The 21,467-nt window shown below is 65.2% G+C and carries 23 protein-coding genes; 15 read left to right on the top strand and 8 right to left on the bottom strand.

Annotated features, from left to right (window positions below; translation table 11 throughout):
- The first annotated feature begins 45 nt into the window (after positions 1-45).
- The 3 genes from E5198_RS02370 to E5198_RS02360 all read left to right on the top strand — a co-directional run bounded on the left by E5198_RS02370 (position 46) and on the right by E5198_RS02360 (position 2,304).
- On the top strand, positions 46-459 hold the full coding sequence (locus E5198_RS02370) for a GFA family protein (RefSeq protein ID WP_136488410.1): 414 nt from the start codon (positions 46-48) through the stop codon (positions 457-459).
- A 241-nt stretch (positions 460-700) separates the two neighbouring features.
- Complete coding sequence (locus E5198_RS02365; protein WP_136488409.1) at positions 701-1,003, top strand: helix-turn-helix domain-containing protein; 303 nt, start codon at positions 701-703, stop codon at positions 1,001-1,003.
- Positions 1,003-2,304 (top strand): HipA domain-containing protein, encoded by a 1,302-nt coding sequence (locus tag E5198_RS02360; protein WP_136488408.1) that lies wholly within the window; start codon positions 1,003-1,005, stop codon positions 2,302-2,304. Before E5198_RS02365 ends, E5198_RS02360 begins: the two co-directional genes overlap by 1 nt.
- 56 nt (positions 2,305-2,360) lie before the next feature.
- On the opposite strand, the gene E5198_RS02355 is transcribed toward E5198_RS02360, so the two are convergent.
- The 6 genes from E5198_RS02355 to E5198_RS21900 all read right to left on the bottom strand — a co-directional run bounded on the left by E5198_RS02355 (position 2,361) and on the right by E5198_RS21900 (position 5,902).
- The gene (locus E5198_RS02355; RefSeq protein WP_136488407.1) at positions 2,361-2,846 is read right to left on the bottom strand and encodes a DUF2442 domain-containing protein; all 486 of its coding nucleotides are present in this window, start codon (positions 2,844-2,846) and stop codon (positions 2,361-2,363) included.
- Positions 2,847-2,849: 3 nt separating this feature from the next.
- Positions 2,850-3,083 carry a DUF4160 domain-containing protein gene (locus E5198_RS02350; RefSeq protein ID WP_136488406.1) on the bottom strand — a complete coding sequence of 78 codons (234 nt, stop codon included), beginning with the start codon at positions 3,081-3,083 and terminating at the stop codon, positions 2,850-2,852.
- A 97-nt stretch (positions 3,084-3,180) separates the two neighbouring features.
- Complete coding sequence (locus E5198_RS02345; RefSeq protein WP_136488405.1) at positions 3,181-3,909, bottom strand: alpha/beta hydrolase; 729 nt, start codon at positions 3,907-3,909, stop codon at positions 3,181-3,183.
- A gap of 213 nt (positions 3,910-4,122) precedes the next feature.
- Complete coding sequence (locus E5198_RS02340) at positions 4,123-5,331, bottom strand: glycerophosphodiester phosphodiesterase (protein ID WP_136488404.1); 1,209 nt, start codon at positions 5,329-5,331, stop codon at positions 4,123-4,125.
- A 94-nt stretch (positions 5,332-5,425) separates the two neighbouring features.
- Positions 5,426-5,764, bottom strand: a complete 339-nt coding sequence (locus E5198_RS02335; RefSeq protein WP_136488403.1) for a hypothetical protein — start codon at positions 5,762-5,764, stop codon at positions 5,426-5,428.
- Positions 5,765-5,770: 6 nt separating this feature from the next.
- Complete coding sequence (locus tag E5198_RS21900; protein ID WP_256658937.1) at positions 5,771-5,902, bottom strand: hypothetical protein; 132 nt, start codon at positions 5,900-5,902, stop codon at positions 5,771-5,773.
- Positions 5,903-6,240: 338 nt separating this feature from the next.
- Between E5198_RS21900 and E5198_RS02330 the strand changes: the two genes are divergently transcribed.
- The 12 genes from E5198_RS02330 to E5198_RS02275 all read left to right on the top strand — a co-directional run bounded on the left by E5198_RS02330 (position 6,241) and on the right by E5198_RS02275 (position 17,211).
- Entirely contained in the window at positions 6,241-8,205 is a 1,965-nt protein-coding gene (locus E5198_RS02330; RefSeq protein ID WP_136488402.1) for an ATP-binding protein, read from the top strand.
- Positions 8,206-8,599: 394 nt separating this feature from the next.
- The gene (locus E5198_RS02325) at positions 8,600-10,060 is read left to right on the top strand and encodes a 2-hydroxymuconic semialdehyde dehydrogenase (protein ID WP_136488401.1); all 1,461 of its coding nucleotides are present in this window, start codon (positions 8,600-8,602) and stop codon (positions 10,058-10,060) included.
- A 122-nt stretch (positions 10,061-10,182) separates the two neighbouring features.
- On the top strand, positions 10,183-10,980 hold the full coding sequence (gene dmpE / locus E5198_RS02320; protein WP_136488400.1) for a 2-oxopent-4-enoate hydratase: 798 nt from the start codon (positions 10,183-10,185) through the stop codon (positions 10,978-10,980).
- A complete protein-coding gene (dmpH, locus tag E5198_RS02315) occupies positions 10,977-11,780 on the top strand; it encodes a 2-oxo-3-hexenedioate decarboxylase (RefSeq protein WP_136488399.1) in 804 nt (267 codons plus the stop codon). Before dmpE ends, dmpH begins: the two co-directional genes overlap by 4 nt.
- Positions 11,781-11,802: 22 nt before the next feature.
- A complete protein-coding gene (locus tag E5198_RS02310) occupies positions 11,803-12,012 on the top strand; it encodes a tautomerase family protein (RefSeq protein ID WP_136488398.1) in 210 nt (69 codons plus the stop codon).
- Positions 12,009-12,923 carry an acetaldehyde dehydrogenase (acetylating) gene (locus E5198_RS02305; RefSeq protein ID WP_136488397.1) on the top strand — a complete coding sequence of 305 codons (915 nt, stop codon included), beginning with the start codon at positions 12,009-12,011 and terminating at the stop codon, positions 12,921-12,923. The genes E5198_RS02310 and E5198_RS02305 overlap by 4 nt, the downstream gene beginning before the upstream one ends.
- A complete protein-coding gene (gene dmpG, locus E5198_RS02300) occupies positions 12,920-13,972 on the top strand; it encodes a 4-hydroxy-2-oxovalerate aldolase (RefSeq protein ID WP_178084036.1) in 1,053 nt (350 codons plus the stop codon). The genes E5198_RS02305 and dmpG overlap by 4 nt, the downstream gene beginning before the upstream one ends.
- Positions 13,973-14,025: 53 nt before the next feature.
- Positions 14,026-14,781, top strand: coding sequence for an SDR family NAD(P)-dependent oxidoreductase (locus tag E5198_RS02295; protein WP_136488395.1), 756 nt, complete (start codon positions 14,026-14,028; stop codon positions 14,779-14,781).
- Between the two features lie 52 nt (positions 14,782-14,833).
- Entirely contained in the window at positions 14,834-15,271 is a 438-nt protein-coding gene (locus E5198_RS02290; RefSeq protein ID WP_136488394.1) for a tautomerase family protein, read from the top strand.
- Complete coding sequence (locus E5198_RS02285; protein WP_136488393.1) at positions 15,261-15,623, top strand: 2Fe-2S iron-sulfur cluster binding domain-containing protein; 363 nt, start codon at positions 15,261-15,263, stop codon at positions 15,621-15,623. Before E5198_RS02290 ends, E5198_RS02285 begins: the two co-directional genes overlap by 11 nt.
- Before the next feature lie 52 nt (positions 15,624-15,675).
- Positions 15,676-16,380, top strand: coding sequence for an NAD(P)H-dependent oxidoreductase (locus E5198_RS02280; RefSeq protein WP_136488392.1), 705 nt, complete (start codon positions 15,676-15,678; stop codon positions 16,378-16,380).
- A gap of 36 nt (positions 16,381-16,416) precedes the next feature.
- A complete protein-coding gene (locus E5198_RS02275; RefSeq protein WP_136488391.1) occupies positions 16,417-17,211 on the top strand; it encodes an SDR family NAD(P)-dependent oxidoreductase in 795 nt (264 codons plus the stop codon).
- An 86-nt stretch (positions 17,212-17,297) separates the two neighbouring features.
- Here the strand turns inward: E5198_RS02275 and E5198_RS02270 are convergent, their stop codons facing one another.
- Both E5198_RS02270 and E5198_RS02265 read right to left on the bottom strand, forming a co-directional pair.
- Entirely contained in the window at positions 17,298-20,390 is a 3,093-nt protein-coding gene (locus tag E5198_RS02270) for an efflux RND transporter permease subunit (RefSeq protein ID WP_136488390.1), read from the bottom strand.
- Positions 20,387-21,433, bottom strand: a complete 1,047-nt coding sequence (locus E5198_RS02265; protein ID WP_136488389.1) for an efflux RND transporter periplasmic adaptor subunit — start codon at positions 21,431-21,433, stop codon at positions 20,387-20,389. The genes E5198_RS02270 and E5198_RS02265 overlap by 4 nt, the downstream gene beginning before the upstream one ends.
- Positions 21,434-21,467: the final 34 nt, after the last annotated feature.

The following is a 21,467-nucleotide window of genomic DNA, read 5'->3' as shown; positions in this document are numbered from 1 at the left end:
CCACGGGCGGCCGGTTTTTTTGAATTCTGCAAAAGGAAAGACAGGATGAGTGACAGCAAACTTGCAGGCGGCTGCGCCTGCGGCGCAGTGCGCTACGAAACTGCGGCCGAGCCGGTCATCGTCGCCCACTGCCATTGCCGCGACTGCCAGCGCGCCAGCGGCGCCGCCATGTCCACCATATTCGCCGTACCGCGCGCCCAGTTCCGCCACAAAGGGCCGACCAGCACCTACGCCACCGCCGGCGACAGCGGCCACCCGGTGGTCCGCCACTTCTGCCCCGACTGCGGCTCGCCGCTTTTCTCGGACGTGGCCGTGCTGCCCGACCTGCAGTTCGTCCGCGCCGCCAGCCTCGACGACCCGGCCGCCGTCAGCCCCACCATGCACATCTACTGCGACAGCGCCCAGCCGTGGGGCAAGCCGCTGGACGACCTGCCGCACTTTGCGAAGATGCCGGGCTGAGCAGGTACGGCCGAGGTGCGCGTGAGCGCGTCTTGGGCCATCCACCGCCCGCGCCGATCTATAATCCTTGTGATCGCAAGGAATTCACCACACTCCATCGCTTGAATAGAGAAAATCCGTGCGACCGCATGGATTTTCTCTTGTCCAGCCGTTTTCGACATGAAATCCTTGCGATCACAAGGATTGGCCGCAGGCTACCCCTGCGTTTGCCGGAAATCCTTGCAATCACAGGGATTTCACCATGCACATCGAACTCGATTCCGCCGACGCCATCGGCCCCGTAGTGCGGGCCAGCCGCAAGGCCCAGTCCATCCGCCAGGACGATGCCGCCGGCAGCATCGGCGTCAGCGAGTCGTTCATGGGCAAGGTCGAGAGCGGCGGCGAAAGCGTGCAATGGGGCAAGCTGTTCCAGGTGCTGGAAGGACTGGGCGTGCGGGTGATCCTCGATGTCCCCGACGAAGCGGCCGACCAGCTCGCTGCCGCGCAGCAGATGCACGCCCGCAGGCAGCGCGCGAAGAAGGCCGGGCCTGAGGGGGATCGCTGATGGAGCGCACGCTACTGGCCTGGATCGACCACCAGCAGATCGGCACCCTGAGCGACCGCGACGGCATCTGGTCGTTCCGCTATGCGCCGGCCTGGCTGGAGACGCCCGGCCGCTTCGCCCTGTGTCCTGACCTGCCGCTGCAGGCCGGGGAGCAGCAGGACGGCAGCACGCGGCGGCCGGTGCAGTGGTACTTCGACAACCTGCTGCCCGAGGAGGGCCAGCGGGTGCTGCTGGCCAACGCCGCCCGGGTGAATGGCGCCGATGCCTTCGGCCTGCTCGGCCACTACGGGGCGGAATCCGCCGGCTCGCTGACCCTGCTGCCGCCGGGAGCCGAACAGGCCGAGGGCGGCCTGCGGCCCTTGCACGATGCCGACCTGAGCGCGCGCATCGCCGCCATGCCCAGTGTTCCGCTGGTCGAAGGCGCGCTCAAGCGCATGTCGCTGGCCGGCGCCCAGCACAAGCTGGCGGTGGTGCTGCAGGACGGCCAGCTGTTCGAGCCGGCCGGGCGCACTCCTTCGACGCATATCCTCAAGCCCGACCATCCGCATCCGTCCTACGCGCACTCGGTGATCAACGAGTGGTTCGTCATGACCCTGGCCCGCCGGCTCGGCCTTACGGTGCCAGGAGTGGAGCGCCGCTACGTGCCCCAGCCGGTGTACCTGATCGAACGCTTCGACCGCCAGCAGGATGCCGAAGGCTGGCGCCGCCTGCACAGCATCGACGCCTGCCAGGTGCTGGGGCTGAGCGCGGCCTACAAGTACCTCGAAGGCAGCGTGGGCCGGCTGGATCAACTGGCAGCCGCCTGCCGCAGCACGGCGGTGGCGCGCACGGCGCTGTTCCAGTGGCTGGTGTTCAACGTGCTGGTGGGCAACACCGACGCCCACCTGAAGAACCTCAGCTTCCTGGTGTCCCGCGCCGGCATCCAGCTGGCGCCGTTCTACGACCTGATCTGCACCGCCGTGTACGACACCCCGGCGTTCGGCCAGTCCCGCTGGCCGGCCGCGACCAGCATGGCCTGGCCGCTGCAGGGGCGGGCGGGAATCGCCGAGATCGACCGCCAGTGCCTGCTGGAAGCGGGGGAGGCCATGCGCATCAAGCCGGCCACGGTCGTGCGACTGCTGGACAGCCTGAAGGGCAAGATCGCCAGCGAGGCGCAGGCGCTCTACACACAGGTCGAACGGGAGAATGCCGAACTGATCGCCCAGCGCCCGGAACTGGCGGCCACCTTTGCCGGCGAGCTGCGCTGCCTGCGCAGCATCATCCATGTGGTGATCGCCGAGCAGGTGGCACGTCTGAAGTGACGCCGAACCGGCGCCATCGATGAACAGATCCGCAGCAGAACTCGGGGTCGCAGACATCAGCCGGCGGCGTGACGTGCCTTCTTGCCTTCGCCTTTGGCAGCCATGGCCTTGTGCTCGTATTCCCAACCCTTGCAGGCCAGAGCCACATGCTTGGGGATCAGCGCCGCGCCGCTGCTGTAGGCGGTGATGGTGCGCCGGCTGAAACCCAGCTCGACGGCCGCCGTGCTCAGCGAGAGCTGGTTGGCGGCCAGCCAGCGCTTGAAGGCCTGGGTCGGCATCACCTCACCGGCCTGCTCCAGCGCCAGGCGGTGCAGGGTGGTGGCAGCCAGCTCGAGGTCGTCGCCCCAGGTCACATCGAAGCCCCATTCGCCGACCTGAGCCATGTGGAACAGCTCCAGATCTTCCAGCGGCTTGAGCACCGAGAAGCTGCGGATATGCTCGGCCAACTGGACGGTGTAGCGCTTGCCGTTGCTGAACTCGACCTGCAGTGCATGCTGGCCGGCAACGGGCTTCACGCTGTGGATGCGGACTTTGCTGGTCATGGTCTAGTTCCTCCGGTTCTGCTCGTCCCATACCTGCTGCAGCTCAGCGGTATGCTGCGCCGCCCACGCCAGGGCTGCCTTGAGGGCCTTGGGCTCGGCGCCTTTGCCGAGCACCTTGAGTCCGTCGATCTCCACCAGCGACTCGCCGTCGGGCGTCTGCACATGGAAGTGCGGCGGCGCGTGGTCGTCCGGGTAGATCTTGATCTTCCAGTTGCGATCGTTGTGTACGATGGCCATGGTCTGGATGCTAGGGAAATATTTTCCCTAGCACAAGTGTGCGTGGAGCCACGTTCGAAGCCGGGAATTGCTTTTCCGGTGAACCGTATAGCCGCGATCAGCCGCACAACAGGCCGACAATCGACTCGAACATGCGGTCGGCGGCCGAGCGGCCATCGTGCAGCGGATTGCAGAACAGCGCCCAGGCATTGGCATGATTGGTGTCCACTGCCTCGTCGATGTCCGGCTCGCCGGCGACATGCCACTTGCGCCCCAGCTGCGCCACCAGGTCCGAAGCGTTCGACCGCCCCGGCTCGGCACGCACGTTGATCCAGCAGTGGCTGCGCGGCGCCGGCCGGTGGTAGGGAATCCGCGAGCTCAGCCGCACCAGCAGTCCCGAACCCACCGGGTCCAGGGTCACCAGCATCTCCACTCGATAGCCCCATTCGCTGAGCCGCTGCGACAGATGCGCGCCGCTCCAGGCACCGAGGCTGTGGCCGACGATATAGATCGGCGTGCTCTTGTCATGCACCTCGGCCGCCAGCAACCGGCCGATGGCCGACGCGCTCCATACCTCGTGATAGCCGAGGTAGAGCGACTGATAGCCGTCCAGCTGCCCGACCTCCTCGATGCGCTGGTCGAAGGCGTCCAGCGCGTAGGCGATGTTGCGGTAGGGGCCGGCGAGATAATAGGACTTCTTGTCGCCGGCGCCGCCGATGAACAGTGCGACCGCTCGGCGCTCAGGGAGAGTAGCTCCGGGGCCTCGGTCCTTGGCCGCAGAGGTCAGCGTCGGGTCGGTCCGCGACTGTCTGGTTCCGCTGGGATCAAGGCTTGGGCTGCCCATCATGGATCCTCCCCGGACGTTTCATGCCCCGCGCCCAGCGTGGCGCAGTGCAGCGGCCGGATCAGTCCATGATAGTCCCATCGGGCAAGGCTCAGGGAGCGGCGAGCACGTGGGACAGAGCCGTGGCCATCAGTATTGGGGCTGGTGAGGTCAAGACGCGGGTCCCCGATCCACGAGCGCCGCCTTGGGCGGTGGCAACCTGCTGCAGCAGGCGGATCAGCGGTCGCGCGCGGCCCGGGCATGGTCGGCAAACTCGCTGAACACCCCGTCCACCCCCAGGCTGTAGAACAGCCGGTATTCCGCCATGGGGTCGCCCCGGTAGTCGGAGTCCAGCCACCTGGGCTCGCTGCGGAAGGTGTAGGCGTGGACGAACAGACCGGCGGCATGGGCGTGCTTTACTACGTCACTGGCCGGCAGCAGCACCCGATCACGTATGTCGATCTGGCCGTCGCCGTTGAGATCGTCCGGCTGGCCGTCGTTGTTGGCGTCCAGCAGCCGCGATGGCACCAGATAAGGCTTCCACGGGCCGATGCCGTCGGCGTAGGTACGGATCTCCTTGAGACCCTCGGGCGTCAGCAGGCTGGCGAAGGTGCGGGCGTCGCCGGCCACCGTGAAGTCGTAGGGCCTGTCGAATGGCGGGTCCAGCCGCATGCTGCCATCGGCGTTGACGTCGTCGGCATCCACCAGCTGCACCAGGCGCAGCTGCGTCTTGCCGCGCAGGTACTTGAGGTTGCCCACCTCGAAGGACTGCAGGATCACCGGCGAGGTCCTGCTGGTGTAACCATAGCGGGCGAGGGTGGCGAGCAGGCGGTCCTCGAGTCTGAGCCCCTGGCTGGCATGCCAGGTCGGGTGCTTGGTCTCGGGGTACACGCCGATGCTGCGCCCCAAGCGCGCGCTCTCGCTGCGGGCGAGGTCCAGCACCTCGTCGAAGGTGGGAATCGAGAACTGGCCGTTGAACGACTGATTTCGGTCGGTGAAGGGCTGGATGGCGCGCAGGGTCTTGAGTTCGGCAAGGGTGAAGTCGGTGACGAACCAGCCTTCCTGCTCCAAGCCATCGACCGTCTTCAGCGTCTTGCGGCTGGCGAACTCGGGCCGCGACTTCACGTCGGTGGTCTCGGTGATGTTCGGTTCATGCCGCGCCACCAGTACGCCGTCCCTGGTCGCCACCAGGTCGGGCTCGATGAAGTCGGCGCCCAGTTCGATGGCCTTCCGGTAGCTTTCCAGGGTGTGATCCGGCCGGTAACCGGGAGCGCCGCGGTGGCCGATGATCAGGGGCTTGGCGCCGTCGAGCGTCGGGTATTTCACAACCGCGCCGCGACCACCACCAGCGCAGCCGGCCAGTGCCAGTGCCAGTGCCAGTGCCAGTGCCTGTGCCAGTGTGGCCGCCAGGGCCAGCGTGACCTGTTGTGTTGCGAGCCGGGTCATCTCTCACCTCACCTGGCGTTGTTGAGGCCCGCAACCGATCGTTGGCGCGCATCGCTCAAGCTGGGTTCGTGGTCGCGTTGCTGATGAATGAACGCTAGTCGACAGCAAGCAGTTGTGGAGGCCGCCCCGGCTCGGCGCGCACGTTGATCCAGCAGCTGTTACGCGGCACCAGGCGGTGGTAGGGAATCCGCGAGCCCAGACGCACCAGCAGCCCCGAACCCACCGGGTCCAGGGTCATCAGCATCTTCACCCGATAGCCCCACTCAGTTAGCCGCTGCGACAGATGCGCGCCGCTCCAGGCGCCGAGGCTGTGGCCGACGATATAGATGGGCGTGGTCTTGTCGTGGATCTCGGCAGCCACCAGCCGGCCGATGGCGGATGTGCTCCATACCTCGTGATAGCCCAGATAGAGCGACTGGTAGCCGTTCGCCAACCCGGCTTACTCGATACGCTGATCCAAGGCGTCCAGCGCGTAGGCGATGTTGCGGTAGGGGCCGGCGAGGTAGTAGGACTTCTTGTCGCCGGCGCCGCCAATGAACAGGGCGACTGCGCGGTACTCGTGACGCGGCACAGCGCCGGGGGCTTGATTCTTGGTCGCTGAGGTCAGCTTCGGGTCGGGCTGCGACTCTCTGGTACCGCTGGGGTGAAGGCTTGTGCTCCCCATCGTGGATCTTCCCCCGATGTTTAGGGTGCTGCGACATAGGCATGCCAGCACAGTAGCCAGATAAGACAATGATAGTCCCATTGTGCTGTGCTCAGCGGGAGGGTGACTCCTTGGAGCTGAGCCTCATGCCGTGTAATCAGGAGCAAGTGCGAAAATAAAATCTGCCCTTTTTCGGCTTGAACGTTTCGTGTGGTAGGTTCTATAGGTTATCATTGTGAAAAATCACTGCATATAGGACGTATGCCATGAGCTTCTCGCCATTTGATCCATTGGAATTCAAGAATACCAAAGTCAGTGATGCCGCTTTCGGCGCATTGCGGCGCGAAATTAATAACATTCTGAGCTCTTATGTTGGTTGGTATGATCCATTCTGTGAGCTTATCCAGAATGCTCTAGATGCCGTTGAGGCTCGTGCCAATTTCGAGGTTTCTGCCGGGGCGGCTAAGGACTATGCGCCTCGGATTAATATCCGATTGGATCTTGATGAGAATTCGCTTACGGTGAGCGATAACGGAATTGGCCTGGACAAGGAGCAGTTTGAGCAGTTTCTTGCCCCGAATTTTTCTTTCAAATCTGGAAATACGCGTGGACACAAAGGGGTTGGTGCCACCTATGTTGCCTATGGTTTCAACTATATGCGTGTGACTACAAAAATTCCCGGATTTGAAGCTTCTGGTCGAATTATAAATGCACGTAACTGGCTTAAGGAGGAGTCGGCCGGGTCGAACCCCAAGGTGTCGCCAGACAGCTCGGCCCTTGCAGATGGGGATTTTGTTAACTTTGATAGAGGTGTTTCTATCACGGTGCGCTTTGACGGGTCTACGCATCCAAAACAATTAAGTTGGTTGCAAGCCACTACCGCGGCCACTTGGCAGAAGATTTTATATATCAAGACAGGCTTGGGTTCCGTAAAGCCGGACTCCTCTGTCTGCGTAAAAATTGCCGTGATTTCAAAAGGTACAGAAACCACTGTGGAGCAGATTGGAACAAAGTATCCATGGCTCCATGAAAGTGCCTCAAAAAAGGCATCGTATAATGAGCTGCTTAAAGCTCAAGATGCGCTATATGCCAAGTACGGCCCTGGCAGGAAAATGCCAGACAAGTATAGCAATCTTGATTTTATTCATGAGAGCTGGAGCTCTAGCCAGCTCAAGGCGCTGCTTTCCAATCTTTTAGATGAAGAAGAGAGGGATATCATTGATCGCTACACTCCAACAGTTAGCGTGGAGTTCGGTTATACTGCCAAGTTATGGACTCAATTCAATGATGCTCTTAAATTGAGATCCAAAGTTCTTTCTAGTGGCATACAGTTAGCGGCAAACAATATGCCGCAGGGGGAGACCATGCTTGTTCCTCTTGCTCGTAATATCGGCCGACAGCATCAAGTTCACTTCCTGATTCACTTTGATAACTATACGCCTGATCTCGGTCGAAAAGGTTTTCACCGAGAATTGACTGATTTTGCAAAAAGCGTGGCTAGACATATTGTTGATGCTCACCTTTCTAAGGTAAGGTATTTGCTTAAGGCAAATACTGGTACTTCGCCCGATCTCGTCAGGGAGCTAGCCATTGATGAGTGGAAGAAAGAGATGCTTGCTCACGAAGTTCAGCAACCATTGAAGCTTGAGAGTAAGCATTTCTTCTTGCCTGTGGAGCGAGTGTCTATTACTTCTATTCCTACGCGCGAGCAGGATGTTATAGCGCTATTTCATCAGCTAATTGCTGGTGGCGTGGTTCGCGGGCTCAACATGATGTCAACAAACGAGCGCTTCACCTATGACGGCTTGTTTAAGATAGCATTCGATCTGTCACCTGATCTTTATATTTATGGCGAGGGTTCGAATCCTCTTGGTGTTCCCGAGGAAACAGCAAATGCTCTGAGTGGGAAAATAACAACCCCTCGAATTTTGGAGTATAAATTTTCACTTGACGGGCTTGTCGAGGACTTCGATAGCCAAGACAAAAACATCAAGGATATTGATTTGTGCGTGGCCTGGGAAACAGGTGATCTGTATAGAGAAAAGTATGGGGTTATTTCGCTTTTGCTCCCCGAAAATGCAGACCAGCGCCAATATCATGGCATTACACATGTACTTGTAGATCTGGAATCTGGCGCTAAGTTTTGCGACTTGATTATCCTTAGTGAGTTAATTGATTTCTTGAACGACGCAGAAGGTACTGCTGAGGTACAGCGGGTCAAGTACGAGTAGCCGGTTCACGAATTAGCCGAAGAATCAGAAGGTTATGGATTCTTCGGCTAAAGCTTTAGTTTTTATCTTTTAATTAAAATTCGCTATTTCCTATGAGGAATTTTTTGCCTGAATGGCAATAGTGGTGCCGTTTATTAATTTATTTGCAAGCTTTAAGCTTTGCTCATGCCGCTTCCTCTCAGTTATTAATTATGTCTATTTACATGCTTTGGTCTCGCGTGTCTATTGAGCGTGTTACAAGCCCATACTGATACCTTTAAGGTATTAGTAGCAAAGAAACAAAGTATTAGCCGGTATCGCCACCCCTCCTTATGCTCACTCCCAAGGCCCAGCCCCCGACTCACTACCCCGGTCGCACGGCTGGCCACCCCCAGAACAACAACGCGGAGTGACCATGCGCAAGATTGAGAACTTCATCGCCGGCGAGTACGTCGCCGCCGCCAGCGGCAAGCGTTTCGACAAGCGTTCGCCCCTCGACAATCGCGTGATCGCCTCCATTGCCGAGGCCGGGCGCGGCGAGGTGGATGCGGCGGTCAAGGCCGCGCGTGGCGCGCTCAACGGCGAGTGGGGCGGGCTGAGCACCGAGCAGCGCGTCGAGCTGCTGTACGGCGTGGCCAACGAGATCACCCGCCGCTTCGACGACTTCGTCGAGGCCGAGATGGCCGATACCGGCCAGCCCTCGCACGTGATGAAGCACGTGTTCATTCCGCGCGGCGCGGCGAACTTCAAGGTGTTCGCCGACGTGATCAAGAACGTGCCCAGCGAATCCTTCCAGATGGCCACTCCGGACGGTCGCGGCGCGCTCAACTATTCGATGCGCGTACCGAAGGGCGTGATCGGGGTGATCTGCCCGTGGAACGCGCCGTTCATGCTGATGACCTGGAAGGTCGGCCCGGCGCTGGCCTGCGGCAATACGGTGGTGGTCAAGCCATCCGAGGAGTCGCCGCAGACCGCCGCGCTGCTCGGCGAGGTGATGAATTCCGTGGGCATTCCCAAGGGTGTCTACAACGTGGTGCACGGCTTCGGGCCGGATTCGGCCGGCGAGTTCCTCACCCAGCATCCGGGCGTCAACGCCATCACCTTCACCGGCGAGACCCGTACCGGTGCGGCGATCATGAAGGCCGCGTCGGAAGGCATGCGCGACGTGTCCTTCGAGCTGGGCGGCAAGAACGCCGGCATCGTGTTCGCCGACGCCGATTTCGACGCGGCGGTGGACGGCATCTTCCGCTCCGCCTTCCTCAACTCCGGGCAGGTGTGCCTGGGCACCGAGCGCGTCTACGTCGAGCGGCCGATCTTTGAGCGCTTCGTGCAGGCGCTGAAGGTCAAGGCCGAGGGCGTCAAGTTCGGCCGTCCGGACGATCACAACGCCAACTACGGTCCGCTGATCAGCCAGGAGCACCGCGACAAGGTGCTGTCCTACTACCGCAAGGCGGTGGAAGAGGGCGCCACCGTGGTCACCGGCGGCGGCGTGCCGGAGATGTTGGGCGAGCTGGCCGAGGGCGCCTGGGTGCAGCCGACCATCTGGACCGGCCTGTCCGACGACGCGGCGGTGGTGCGCGAGGAGATCTTCGGCCCGTGCTGCCACATCCGTCCGTTCGACAGCGAGAACGAGGTGGTCGCGCTGGCCAACGACAACGTCTACGGCCTGTCCACCACCATCTGGACCAACGACCTGGCCCGCGCCCACCGCATGGCGGCGCGCGTCGAGGTGGGCATCACCTGGATCAACAGCTGGTTCCTGCGTGACCTGCGCACCCCGTTCGGCGGCTCCAAGCAGTCCGGCATCGGCCGCGAGGGCGGGGTGCACTCGCTGGAGTTCTACACCGAGACGCGCAACGTCTGCGTGAAGCTGTAAGCCGCGCCGCAGGCCTGTAGGGGCGAATTCATTCGCCAAGAGATCGGGTAAAGGCGAATGAATTCGCCCCTACATGAGCTGGCCCGGACATTCGAATGTATTCGCCCCCACGGGACAGAGACATGGACAACAACAAGATCGAGCAATACGGCGACGAGCTGTACGAGGCCTTCGTCGCCCGCCGTGCGGTGCCGCCGCTGCTGAGCCGCGAGCCGGACATCACCATCGAGGACGCCTACCGCATCCAGCAGCGCTTCGTCGCGCGGCGTCTGCAGGCCGGCGAGACGGTGGTCGGCAAGAAGATCGGCGCCACCAGCAAGCCGGTGCAGGATTTTCTCGGCGTCTACCAGCCGGACTTCGGCATCCTCACCTCGGGCATGGTCTACCAGGAGGGCGACACCATCGACCTCGGCGCGCTGATCCAGCCCAAGGCCGAGGCGGAGCTGGCCTTCGTGCTCAAGCACGACCTCAAGGGGCCAGGCATCACCGCGATGGACGTGATCCGCGCCACCGACTACGTGCTGCCGTGCTTCGAGATCGTCGATTCGCGCATCACCAACTGGCAGATCAAGATCCAGGACACCGTGGCCGACAACGCCTCCTGCGGCGTGTACGTGCTGGGCAAGACCAAGGGCGACCCGCGCAAGCTGGACCTGACCCTGGCCGGCATGGTGCTGGAGAAGAACGGCGAGCTGTTCTCCACCGGCGTCGGCGCCGCGGTGCAGGGCTCGCCGGCCAACGCGGTGGCCTGGCTGGCCAACACCCTCGGCGAGCTGGGCATCCCGTTCAAGGCCGGCGAGGTGATCCTCTCCGGTTCGCAATCGGCGCTGGTGCCGGTCGTCGATGGCGACGAACTGGTGTGCACGGTCGGCGGCCTCGGTAGCTGCCGGGTGAAATTCTCCGGGAGGAGCGCTGCATGAGTAACAACATCACCCTGTCCCGCGAGGACATCGTGCGCCTGTGCGAGCGCGTCGAGGGCGCGCAGACCCGCGCCTACGCGATCCCCAAGCTGACCGACGAATACCCGGACATGACCATCGCCGACGGCTACGCCGTACAGAGCGAGCTGCGCCGCCGCTTCATCGCCAAGGGCCACAAGCTGGTCGGCTGGAAGGCCGGGCTGACTTCCAAGGCCAAGATGCAGCAGATGGGTGTCAGCGTGCCCTCCATCGGCTTCCTCACCGACCGCATGGCGCGCCCGGAGAACTCGGCGATCTCCACGTCCGACCTGGTGCACCCGCGCGTCGAGTGCGAAGTGGCCTTCGTGATGAAGGAAGCCCTGCAGGGGCCGGGTTGCACCGCGCAAGACGTGCTGGCCGCCACCGACTACGTGCTGCCGGCGGTGGAGATCATCGATTCGCGCTTCTCCGGCTTCAAGTTCGACCTGGCCAGCGTGATCGCCGACAACGGCTCCTCGGCGCGCTTCGTCGGCGGCGGCCGGTCGCGTTACGTCGAGGACCTCGACCTGCGCACCCTCGGCGTGGTGATGGAGAAGAACGGCGAGATCGTCGGCATGGGCGCCAGCGCCGCGGTGCTCGGCCATCCGGCCGAGGCGGTGGCCATGCTGGTGAACATCCTCGCCGAACTGGGCGAGAACCTGCCGGCCGGCAGCTTCGTGATGAGCGGCGGGATCACCGAGGCCGTACCGGTCAAGCCGGGCGACAGCGTGGTCGCCCGCTTCCAGGAACTCGGCTCCGTATCCATGCGCTTCACCGAATAACAAGAATCTGGAGAGTACCCCCATGCCCATCATCGAAATGCACATGATCGAAGGCCGTACCGTCGAGCAGAAGCAGCGCGTTGCCGCTGCCGTTACCGCCGCGGTCGCCGACAGCCTGGATTGCAGCCCGGAAACCGTGCGCATCCTGATCACCGAACACCGCGAGCACGAGTTCTACGTCGCCGGGCTGAGCAAGCCGCAGCGCGCCGCACTGCAGGAGCAGGGGCAATGAAGAAGATCCGTTGCGCACTGATCGGCTCGGGCAACATCGGCACCGACCTGATCTACAAGATCCAGCGCAGCGCTGTGCTGGAGCCGGTATGGATGGTCGGCATCGACCCCGAATCCGAAGGCCTGGCGCGCGCCCGCGAGATGGGCCTGAAGACCACCGCCGATGGCGTGGACGGCCTGCTGCCGCACGTGCTGGAAGACAACATCCAGATCGCCTTCGACGCCACCAGCGCCTACGTGCATGCCGAGAACAGCCGCAAGCTCAACGAGCTGGGCGTGCTGATGATCGACCTGACCCCGGCGGCCATCGGCCCGCTGTGCGTGCCGCCGGTGAACCTGCGCCAGCACGCAGAGAAACTGGAGATGAACGTCAACATGATCTCCTGCGCCGGCCAGGCGACCATCCCGATCGTCCACGCGGTGTCGCGCATCCAGAGCGTCGGCTATGCCGAGATCGTCGCCAGTCTGGCGTCCAAGTCGATCGGCCCGGGCACCCGCGCCAACCTCGACGAGTTCACCTACACCACCTCCAACGCCATCGAGAAGGTCGGCGGGGCGCGCAAGGGCAAGGCGCTGGCGATCATCAACCCGGCCGAGCCGCCGATGATCATGCGCAACACCATCTCCTGCCTGACCGACGAGGAGCCGGACCAGGAGCGCATCACCGCGTCGATCCTGGAGATGATCGGCGAGGTGCAGAAGTACGTGCCGGGCTATCGGCTGGTCAACGGTCCTCTGTTCGACGGCAACAAGGTGGCGGTGTTCATGGAAGTGGCCGGCCTCGGCGACTATCTGCCGACCTACGCCGGCAACCTCGACATCATGACCGCGGCGGCCACCCGTACCGCCGAGATGTTCGCCGAGGAGATCCTCGCCGGAAAGATCCAGCTGCCTGCCGTGGAGATCGCATGATGAGCCAGTCCAACAGTCTGCAAGGCCGCAAGGTCATCCTCCACGACATGTGCCTGCGCGACGGCATGCACGCCAAGCGCGAGCAGATCAGCATCGAGCAGATGGTCAAGGTCGCCACCGCCCTCGACGACTCAGGCGTGCCCTACATCCAGGTCACCCATGGCGCGGGCCTGGGCGGCAACTCGCTGCAGCACGGCTTCGCTCCGCACAGCAACGAGGAGTACATCAGCGCGGTCGCCGCGCAGATGAAGCAGGCCAAGGTCTCGGTGCTGCTGATTCCGGGCCTGGGCACCATGAAGGAACTGCAGTCGGCCTACGATTGCGGCGCGCGCAGCGTGCACGTCGCCACCCACTGCACCGAGGCGGACACCTCGCCGCAGCATATCGCCTTCGCCCGCAAGCTGGGCATGGACACCAGCGGCTTCCTGATGATGGCCCACCTCAACGATGCCGCAGGCATCGCCAGGCAGGGCAAGCTGATGGAGTCCTACGGCGCGCAGACCGTGTACGTCACCGATTCGGCCGGCTACATGCTGCCCGAGGACGTCAAGGCGCGCATCGGCGCCCTGCGCGAAGTGCTCAACCCGGAAACCGAGATCGGCTTCCACGGCCACCACAACCTGGGCATGGGCATCGCCAACTCCATCGCCGCCATCGAAGCCGGCGCCAGCCGCATCGACGGCTCGGCAGCGGGCCTCGGCGCCGGTGCCGGCAACACCCCGCTGGAAGTGTTCGCCGCGGTGTGCGAGCGCATGGGCATCGAGACCGGCGTCGACCTGTTCAAGCTGATGGACGTGGCCGAGGACATCATCGTGCCGATGATGGAGCACGTGGTGCGCGTCGACCGCGAGTCGCTGACCCTCGGCTACGCCGGCGTCTACTCGACCTTCCTGCTGCACTCCAAGCGCGCTTCCGAGCGCTTCGGCGTGCCGGCGCGCGACATCCTGGTCGAGCTGGGCCGCAAGAAGATGATCGGCGGCCAGGAGGACATGATCCTCGACACCGCGATGACCATGGCCAAGGAGCGCGGGCTGCTGAAGAGCGCCTGAAAATGACGCCGGACGGGGCAACCCGCCCGGCGTTGCTGTTTATGGAGGTGACCATGAGTGCGAGCAACGAACTGGCCGTGGTGGTCGGCGCCACCGGCGCCTTCGGCCAGGCGATAGTCGAGCGGCTGTGCGCCGCAGGCCTGGACGTGCTGGCGGTGGCGCGCAGCGCGGCGAGCCTCGATGCGCTGGCCAGCCGCCATCCCGGCGTTACCGGCTGCGTGGCCGATATCGCCAGCGACGCGTCTATCGCCCAGATCGCCGCCGCCGTCGACCGCCCGGTGCGCATGGTGGTGCATGGGCCGGGCGTGGCGGTGGCCGGGGGCGTGCTCGACGCACCGACCAGCGCGCTGGTCGATGCGGTGAACATCAAGGTCGGCGGCCTGCTGCGCCTGGTGCGCGCGGTGGATTCCCGGCTGGTCAAGGGCTCGCGGCTGGTCGCCATCGGCGGCCACTACGGCTTCGAGCCCACCGCCTACGCCGCGGCGGCCGGGGTGGCCAACGCCGCGCTGGCCAACGCCAGCCGCCAGCTCAGCCTGGCCTACGGGCCGCGCGGCATCACCGCGCACCTGATCGCCCCCGGCCCGGCCGACACCGAGCGCCTGCACCGCGTCGCCGCCGACCGCGCCGCGCTGCGCGGCATCGACCCGCAGGCGGTGCTGGCGGAGATGTGCGCCGAGTCGTCGCTCGGCGCGCTGACCACTCCGGAGCAGGTGGCTTGGGCGGTGTCACTGCTGCTGGCGCCGGAAGCCGATGCAATGACCGGCTCGACCCTGATGCTAGATTCCGGGCGCCGCCGCGGTTTACCTTGATCGTCAGCCAATAAGAAAGAGCTGCGCAAATAACAATAATTGGAGATGCGCCATGCCTGTCGTGAACTTCCATCTGCTGGCGGGGCATAGCACCCCGGAGCAGGACGAACGTCTGCTTGTGGAGGCTTCGCGCCTCTACAGCGAAGTGCTCAAGGCGCCCATGGAGCGGGTGCGGGCGTTCATCACTACCTATCCCGCCAGCCAGTTCGCTGTCGCTGGTGCGCCGTGCAGCGCCAACGGCCTGCACGCACCGTTCTTCGAATTCATCGTCCTCGACGGCCGTGCGCTGGAGGATCGCCAGCGCCTGCACCGGGGTTTCACCGAGCTGCTGGTGGGGGTGCTCGGCGTGCGCCGCGAGCTGGTGCGCGGCCGCTGCCAGCGGGTGGCGCCGGAGGACTGGTCCATCGGTGGCGCGCCGGCCAGTGTGCTTCGCGCGGACGAAGTGCAGGCCCGCAAGGTGGCAGAGGAGGGCGCTGGTCATGAAGCATGAGATCCATATCGAGGATACCGGCGAGCGCTACGCCTGCGACGAGCAGGAAACCGTGCTCAACGGCATGGCCAGACTCGGCCGCAAGGGCATCCCGGTCGGCTGCCGCGGCGGCGGCTGCGGCGTGTGCAAGGTGCAGGTCACCAGCGGCGACTACCGCACCACCCGCACCATGAGCCGCCAGCACGTCACGCTCGACGAGCAGGAACACGGCACCGTGCTGGCCTGCTGCATCCAGGCGCAGAGCGACCTGAGCCTCAAGGTGGTCGGCAAGCTGCACAAGGCGGTGTGCAAGGGGGTAACTCCGCCAGCGCCGCTGGCAGACCAATCAGTAGGGGCGAATTCATTCGCCTGACATGGCAGCATCGGCGAATGAATTCGCCCCTACAGGATTGGACAACGCCCTCATGAACGTACTGATCGTCCACGCCCACAACGAGCCGCGCTCGTTCAATAGCGCGCTGAAGGACTGCGCCGTCGAGCAGTTGAGCGCCGCCGGCCACGAGGTGCAGGTCTCCGACCTGCATGCGATGGACTGGAACCCGGTGGCCAGCGCCGCTGACTTCGGCTCGCGGGCCAACCCGGACTACCTGGTCTACGCCCTCGAGCAGCGCCACAACTACGAGGCCGGCACCCTGGCGCCGGACATCGCCGCCGAGATTGCCAAGGTGCAGTGGTGCAATCTGCTGATCCTCAACTTCCCGCTGTACTGGTTCTCCATGCCGGCGATCCTCAAGGGCTGGATCGACCGGGTGATGATTTCCGGGGTGTTCTACGGCGGCCGGCGCATCTACGACCGTGGCGGCATGTGCGGCAAGCGCGCGCTGGTGACCCTGACCCTCGGCGGCCGTGAGCACATGTTCGGCTCGGAGGCGATCCACGGCGAGATCGAGACTTTGCTGCGCCCGCTGCTGCAGGGCAGCCTGGCCTACTGCGGCTTCGAAGTGCTGCCGCCCTTCATCGGCTACCACGTGCCCTACGTCAGCGCCGAGGTGCGGGGGCAGATCCTCGCCGACTACCGGCAGCACCTGGGTGCGCTGGACAGCCAGGAGCCGCTGCGCTTTCCGAGTCTCGCCGACTATGACGAGCGGCTGATGCCGCTGGCGCGCTGAAGCTGTTCACTCATCCGCAATTAGAGGAGTTCATTCATGATCATCGACCTTTCCGGCAAGACCGCCATCGTCACCGGCTCCACCGGCGGCATCGGCCTGGCCATCGCCAGGGGGCTGGCCGACGCCGGGGCGACCGTTGTCGTCTGTGGCCGCGAAGCGGGCCGGGTTGACGCCGCCCTGGCCAGCCTGCGCGACACCCGCGCCGGCACGCAGGCCCGTGGCGTGGTGGCCGATGCCGGCACAGCCGAAGGCTGCCGGGCGCTGATCGCCGCCGAGCCGCAGGCCGATATCCTGGTCAACAACCTCGGCGTCTACGGGGTCAAGGACTTCTTCGCCATCGAGGATGCCGACTGGGAGGAGATCTTCCAGATCAACGTGATGAGCGGCGTGCGCCTGTCACGGCATTACGCCCGCGGCATGCAGGAGCGCGGCTGGGGGCGGATCCAGTTCATCTCCAGCGAGTCGGCGCTGAACATCCCCGCCGAGATGGTCCACTACGGGGTCAGCAAGGCGGCGCTGCAGGGCGTGTCGCGCGGCCTGGCCAAGGTGCTGGCCGGCAGCGGGGTGACCGTCAACACCATCCTGCCCGGGCCGACCCGCACCGAGGGGGTGACCACCTTCTTCACGCAGATGGCCAGGGAGCGCGGCGTGTCCCTGAGGGAGATGGAGGCGCTGTTCCTCAAGGAGAACCGCCCCTCGACGCTGATCCGCCGCTTCGCCAGCCCCGAGGAGGTGGCCAGCCTGTGCGTCTATGCCGCCTCGCCGCAGGCCAGCGCCACCACCGGCGCCGCGCTGCGGGTCGATGGCGGGATAGTCGAGAGCATCGCCTGATCAGGGGTGCTTACGAAGACCGAGTGGCCGCAGGCGGGGCTGTCCGGCCGGCTTGACCGGCGAAAGCGCCGGGCCTCAGCCTGTCATTAGGTCGACAGGCTGAGGCCGCTGGTGGCGCTGTGCCGAGCCGGCTCCAGGCGGAACCACAGCGCATACAGCGCCGGCACGAACAGCAGGGTGATCGCCGTGCCGACCGCCACGCCACCGATCAGCACGTAGGCCAGTGGCCCCCAGAAGCTGTCCTGGGTGAGAGGGATGAAGGCCAGGGCGGCGGCCAGGGCGGTGAGCAGCACCGGGCGGGCACGCTGCACCGCCGCTTCCACCACGCCCTCGAACGCCGGCATGCCGGCAGCGAAGTTGTCGGCCACCTGCTGGGTGAGGATCAGCGTGTTGCGCATCAGGATGCCGGCCAGGCCGGTCAGGCCGAGCAGGGCGACGAAGCCGAACGGCTGGTCGAACAGCAGCAGGGCGAGCACCGCACCGATCAGCCCCAGCGGGGCGGTGGCCAACACGATGAAGGTGCCGGAGAAGGAACGCATCTGCAGCATGATCAGGATCAGCATGAAGGCCACCATCGCCGGCTGCAGCTTCTGGATCGAGGCGTCCGCCTTGCCCGATTCCTCCACCGCGCCGGCGACGCCAATGCGGTAGCCCTCCGGCAGTTCACTGCGGACCTCGGCCAGCGCCCGCCACAGGGTGGCGGTGACGTCGTTGGGCTGGGCACCCTGCACGTCGCCCTGCACGGTCAGCACGGCTTCGCGGTTGTAGCGCTTGATCACCGGATCCTCGAAGCGCACCTCGACCCGGCCGAGCTGGTTGAACGGCAGCTTGCGGCCGTCACCGCCCAGCACTTCCAGGCTGGAGAGGCTGTCGGCGTCGAGCCTCCGGCCGTCGCTGCTGCCGCGGGCGATCACCTCGACGCTGCGGACATCCTGGCGCAGCTGGGTGACCGCCACGCCGTCGAGCTGGAATTGCAGCTGACGGGCCACCTCCTGCTGCGTGAGGCCGAGCAGGCGCAGGCGCTCCACGTCCATGACCAGGTGCAGTACCGGGGCGCGCTCGTCCCATTCCAGGTGCGGCTCGACCACGTGCGGATCGGCCGCCATCACCGTGCGTACCCGGTGGGCGATGTCGCGCAGGACCAGCGGATCGGGGCCGAACACCCGGAAGGCGACCGGCCAGATCACCGGCGGGCCGTAGAGCAGCTTGTAGACCCGCACCCGCGCCTCGGGGAACTCACCCTGCGCGATGTGCCGTTGCAGGGTGGCCATGACCTTGTCGCGCGCCGCGGGATCCTGCGCCACGGCGATGAGCTTGGCGAAGGCAGGCGAGGGCGGTTCCGGGTTGGCGCCGAGGAAGAAGCGCGGCGCGCCGGCACCGACGTAGGCGGACAGGCTGCGCACCTCCGGCAGCGGGGAGAGGATCGCCTCGAGCTTTCTGGTCGTGGCATCGGTGGCGCCGATGCTGCTGCCCTGCGGCAGGTACACGGCGACCAGCACCTCCGGGCGGTCCGAGCCGGGGAAGAACTGCTTCTCCACCAGCAGGGCCATGCCGGCCACCGACAGCACCAGCAGTGCCACGGTCGCGGCAACCACGCTCTTGCGCCAGGTCACGCACCAGCTGATCAGAACGCGCAGGCGCCGGTACAGCGGGGTGTCGTAGAGGCCGCCGTGGCCGTGCTCGGTCCCGCTGGCGCGGGCCGGCAGCAGCTTCACGCCCAGGTAGGGGGCGAACACCACAGCGACCAGCCAGGACACCAGCAGCGCGATGGCCAGCACCCAGAAGATGTTTCCGGCGTACTCGCCGACGCCCGAACGGGCAAAACCGATGGGGAAGAAGCCGGCCACCGTCACCAGGGTGCCGTACAGCATTGGCGCTGCGGTGACCGTCCAGGCATGTGCCGCGGCACGGACGCGGTCCCAGCCCTGTTCCATCTTCACCAGCATCATTTCCACGGCGATGATGGCGTCGTCGACCAGCAAGCCCAGGGCGATGATCAGGGCCCCCAGGGTCACGCGGTCGAGGTTGATGTCCATGAGCATCATCACCAGGAAGGTCAGGCCCAGGGTCAGTGGCACGGCGATGCCGACGATCAGGCCGGCGCGCAGGCCGATGGCCAGCACGCTGACCGCGACCACCACGGCCACCGCCACCAGGAACTTGATCTGGAACAGGCTGACCGCCTGGTCGATGGCCTCCGCCTGGTTGGTCAGCACCTCGAGCGCCATGCCCAGCGGCAGTCGCTGGCGTTCGCCGTCGAGGAAGGCGGCCAGCCGCTCGCCCAGGTCGAGGCCGTTTTCGCCCTTGTTCATGATTACGCCGAGCAGCAGCGCGTCCTGCCCGCGCGAGCGCACCAGGTAGCTGGGCGGGTCCTCATAGCCGCGGCGGATGTCGGCGATGTCGGCGAGTCTGATCACGCGGTCGCCGACCCTTACCGGCACGCCGGCCAGTTGTTCGGGGTCGGAGAGGTCTGCATCCAGGCGCAGGTGCAGGCGCGGCCCGTCGGTCTCCATGCGCCCGGCCGGCAGCAGGCGGTTGCTGGCGTCGATGGCGGCGAAGATCGCCTGCGGATCGACGCCGAGGTTGCTCAGCCGGGCATTGTCGAATTCGACGTAGAGACGCTCGGTGCGCTCGCCCAGCAGCAAGGCCTTGTGCACACCGGGAACGCGTTGCAGTCGGTCGCGGATCGCCTCGGCATCGCGGGTCAGTTCGTGCATCGGCAGGCCGGGGGCAGTCAGGGCGATCAGGGTGAAATAGACGTCGCCGAAGTCGTCCTGGACGATGGGGCCGATCACCCCGCGCGGCAGGCTGGCCGCCTCGTCCTGCATGCGTTTGCGCACTTCGTAGATCAGCTTGGGGACCTGGTCCTGCGGGATGTAATCCTGGAACTCGACCTGCAGGGTGGCCTGGCCGGGACGGATGGTGGTCTCGATCCGATAGAGGTTTTCCACTTCCTGGATGCGCTTCTCCAGGCGGTCGACCACCTGGGCCTGCATGTCCTCGGGTGTGGCGCCCGGCCACATGGCAGTGACCAGCATGGCCCGCACGGTGAAGGCAGGATCCTCGGCGCGGCCGAGACTGAGGAAGGCCTGGACGCCGGCCAGGGCTGCCAGGACCAGCAGGAACAGGGTCAGCGCGCGCTCGCGCACGGCGAGCGCGGACAGGTTAGGGAAGCTCATCGGGCCAGCTCCCGCACCGCCATGTCCTCGCTGAGCAGGTGGGTACCGAGGGCGACCAGACGTTCGCCGACCGCCAGCGGGCCGCGGATGCGCGCGGTTTCGCCACTCATTTCCAGCACGCTGACGGCGACCGCCTTCACGTGGCCGTCGTGCAGACGCCAGACCTGGGCGCCCTGGCCGCGCTCATCGATGGCGCCGATGGGCACCGAGAAGGCGCCACCGGCGGCATCCGCGGCGAAGCGGGTACGCAGCACCGCGCCGAGCTGCAGGCCCTGCGCACCTTCCAGCACCGTGTAGCGGGCGCGCAGGGTACGTCCCTGGGCATCGACGGCGCCGGCGGTTTCGCGCAGGTGCAGCGGCAGGAGCGTGCCGTCCGCGGCGACCAGTTCGCCGCTTGGCAGCGGGGTCACGCCTTCGGGAAAGAACACCTCGATCTCGCGCTCGCCAGCCTGGGCGAGCAGGGCGACCGGCTCCCCGGCGGCGATCACCTGGCCGGCCTCGCCGGTCACGTCGATCAGCACCCCAGCCGCCGGCGCCTGCAGGCGGCCGTAGTCGAGGGCGTTGCGGGCCTGGGCCAGCCGCGCCGCGGCCGCATCGCGGCGGGTGCTGGCTTCGTGGCGGGCGAGTTCGGCGCGCTCGAAGGCCTGCGCACTGACAAAGTTGCGTGCCTGCAGTTGGCGATGGCGGGCGAGGTCGGCCTCGGCGGTGGCGAGCGCCGCGTTGGCCGCCGCCTGGTCGGCCGCCGCGGCGCGGACCTGTTGCTCGAGGTCGCGCGAGTCCAGCTCGAACAGCGTCTGTCCGGCGCGCACCGCCTGGCCGGCGTCGCTCAGGCGCCGGGCGATGCGCCCGCTGACCTGGAACGCCAGCGGCGACTCGACTCGCGCACGCACCGTGCCGGACAAGCCGAGCGTGGTCGCGGTGTCGTCGCTTACCGCTACGGTCCTGACCGGCGGCGGGGCGGTCGTCGCTGGCGACTCCGGTACCTCCTTGCAGGCGGCGAGAAATGGCAGGCATAGAGCGAACAACAGCGACGAAACACGCATGACCGGTGGCTTCCCTGACTTACTGTACGGTAAT

The sequence above is a fragment of the Pseudomonas sp. A-1 genome, from assembly GCF_004801855.1.
In the GTDB taxonomy this organism is placed as follows: domain Bacteria; phylum Pseudomonadota; class Gammaproteobacteria; order Pseudomonadales; family Pseudomonadaceae; genus Geopseudomonas.
Note: the sequence above shows the minus strand (reverse complement) of the source record. Positions and strands in the feature narration are given on the sequence as shown.

Bases quoted from the DNA above. Each gene is read 5' to 3' on its own strand.
- E5198_RS02370 (WP_136488410.1), top strand. From the start codon at position 46: ATGAGTGACAGCAAACTTGCAGGCGGCTGCGCCTGCGGCGCAGTGCGC.
- E5198_RS02365 (WP_136488409.1), top strand. From the start codon at position 701: ATGCACATCGAACTCGATTCCGCCGACGCCATCGGCCCCGTAGTGCGG.
- E5198_RS02360 (WP_136488408.1), top strand. From the start codon at position 1,003: ATGGAGCGCACGCTACTGGCCTGGATCGACCACCAGCAGATCGGCACC.
- E5198_RS02355 (WP_136488407.1), bottom strand. From the start codon at position 2,846: ATGACCAGCAAAGTCCGCATCCACAGCGTGAAGCCCGTTGCCGGCCAG.
- E5198_RS02350 (WP_136488406.1), bottom strand. From the start codon at position 3,083: ATGGCCATCGTACACAACGATCGCAACTGGAAGATCAAGATCTACCCG.
- E5198_RS02345 (WP_136488405.1), bottom strand. From the start codon at position 3,909: ATGATGGGCAGCCCAAGCCTTGATCCCAGCGGAACCAGACAGTCGCGG.
- E5198_RS02340 (WP_136488404.1), bottom strand. From the start codon at position 5,331: ATGACCCGGCTCGCAACACAACAGGTCACGCTGGCCCTGGCGGCCACA.
- E5198_RS02330 (WP_136488402.1), top strand. From the start codon at position 6,241: ATGAGCTTCTCGCCATTTGATCCATTGGAATTCAAGAATACCAAAGTC.
- E5198_RS02325 (WP_136488401.1), top strand. From the start codon at position 8,600: ATGCGCAAGATTGAGAACTTCATCGCCGGCGAGTACGTCGCCGCCGCC.
- dmpE (WP_136488400.1), top strand. From the start codon at position 10,183: ATGGACAACAACAAGATCGAGCAATACGGCGACGAGCTGTACGAGGCC.
- dmpH (WP_136488399.1), top strand. From the start codon at position 10,977: ATGAGTAACAACATCACCCTGTCCCGCGAGGACATCGTGCGCCTGTGC.
- E5198_RS02310 (WP_136488398.1), top strand. From the start codon at position 11,803: ATGCCCATCATCGAAATGCACATGATCGAAGGCCGTACCGTCGAGCAG.
- E5198_RS02305 (WP_136488397.1), top strand. From the start codon at position 12,009: ATGAAGAAGATCCGTTGCGCACTGATCGGCTCGGGCAACATCGGCACC.
- dmpG (WP_178084036.1), top strand. From the start codon at position 12,920: ATGATGAGCCAGTCCAACAGTCTGCAAGGCCGCAAGGTCATCCTCCAC.
- E5198_RS02295 (WP_136488395.1), top strand. From the start codon at position 14,026: ATGAGTGCGAGCAACGAACTGGCCGTGGTGGTCGGCGCCACCGGCGCC.
- E5198_RS02290 (WP_136488394.1), top strand. From the start codon at position 14,834: ATGCCTGTCGTGAACTTCCATCTGCTGGCGGGGCATAGCACCCCGGAG.
- E5198_RS02285 (WP_136488393.1), top strand. From the start codon at position 15,261: ATGAAGCATGAGATCCATATCGAGGATACCGGCGAGCGCTACGCCTGC.
- E5198_RS02280 (WP_136488392.1), top strand. From the start codon at position 15,676: ATGAACGTACTGATCGTCCACGCCCACAACGAGCCGCGCTCGTTCAAT.
- E5198_RS02275 (WP_136488391.1), top strand. From the start codon at position 16,417: ATGATCATCGACCTTTCCGGCAAGACCGCCATCGTCACCGGCTCCACC.
- E5198_RS02270 (WP_136488390.1), bottom strand. From the start codon at position 20,390: ATGAGCTTCCCTAACCTGTCCGCGCTCGCCGTGCGCGAGCGCGCGCTG.
- E5198_RS02265 (WP_136488389.1), bottom strand. From the start codon at position 21,433: ATGCGTGTTTCGTCGCTGTTGTTCGCTCTATGCCTGCCATTTCTCGCC.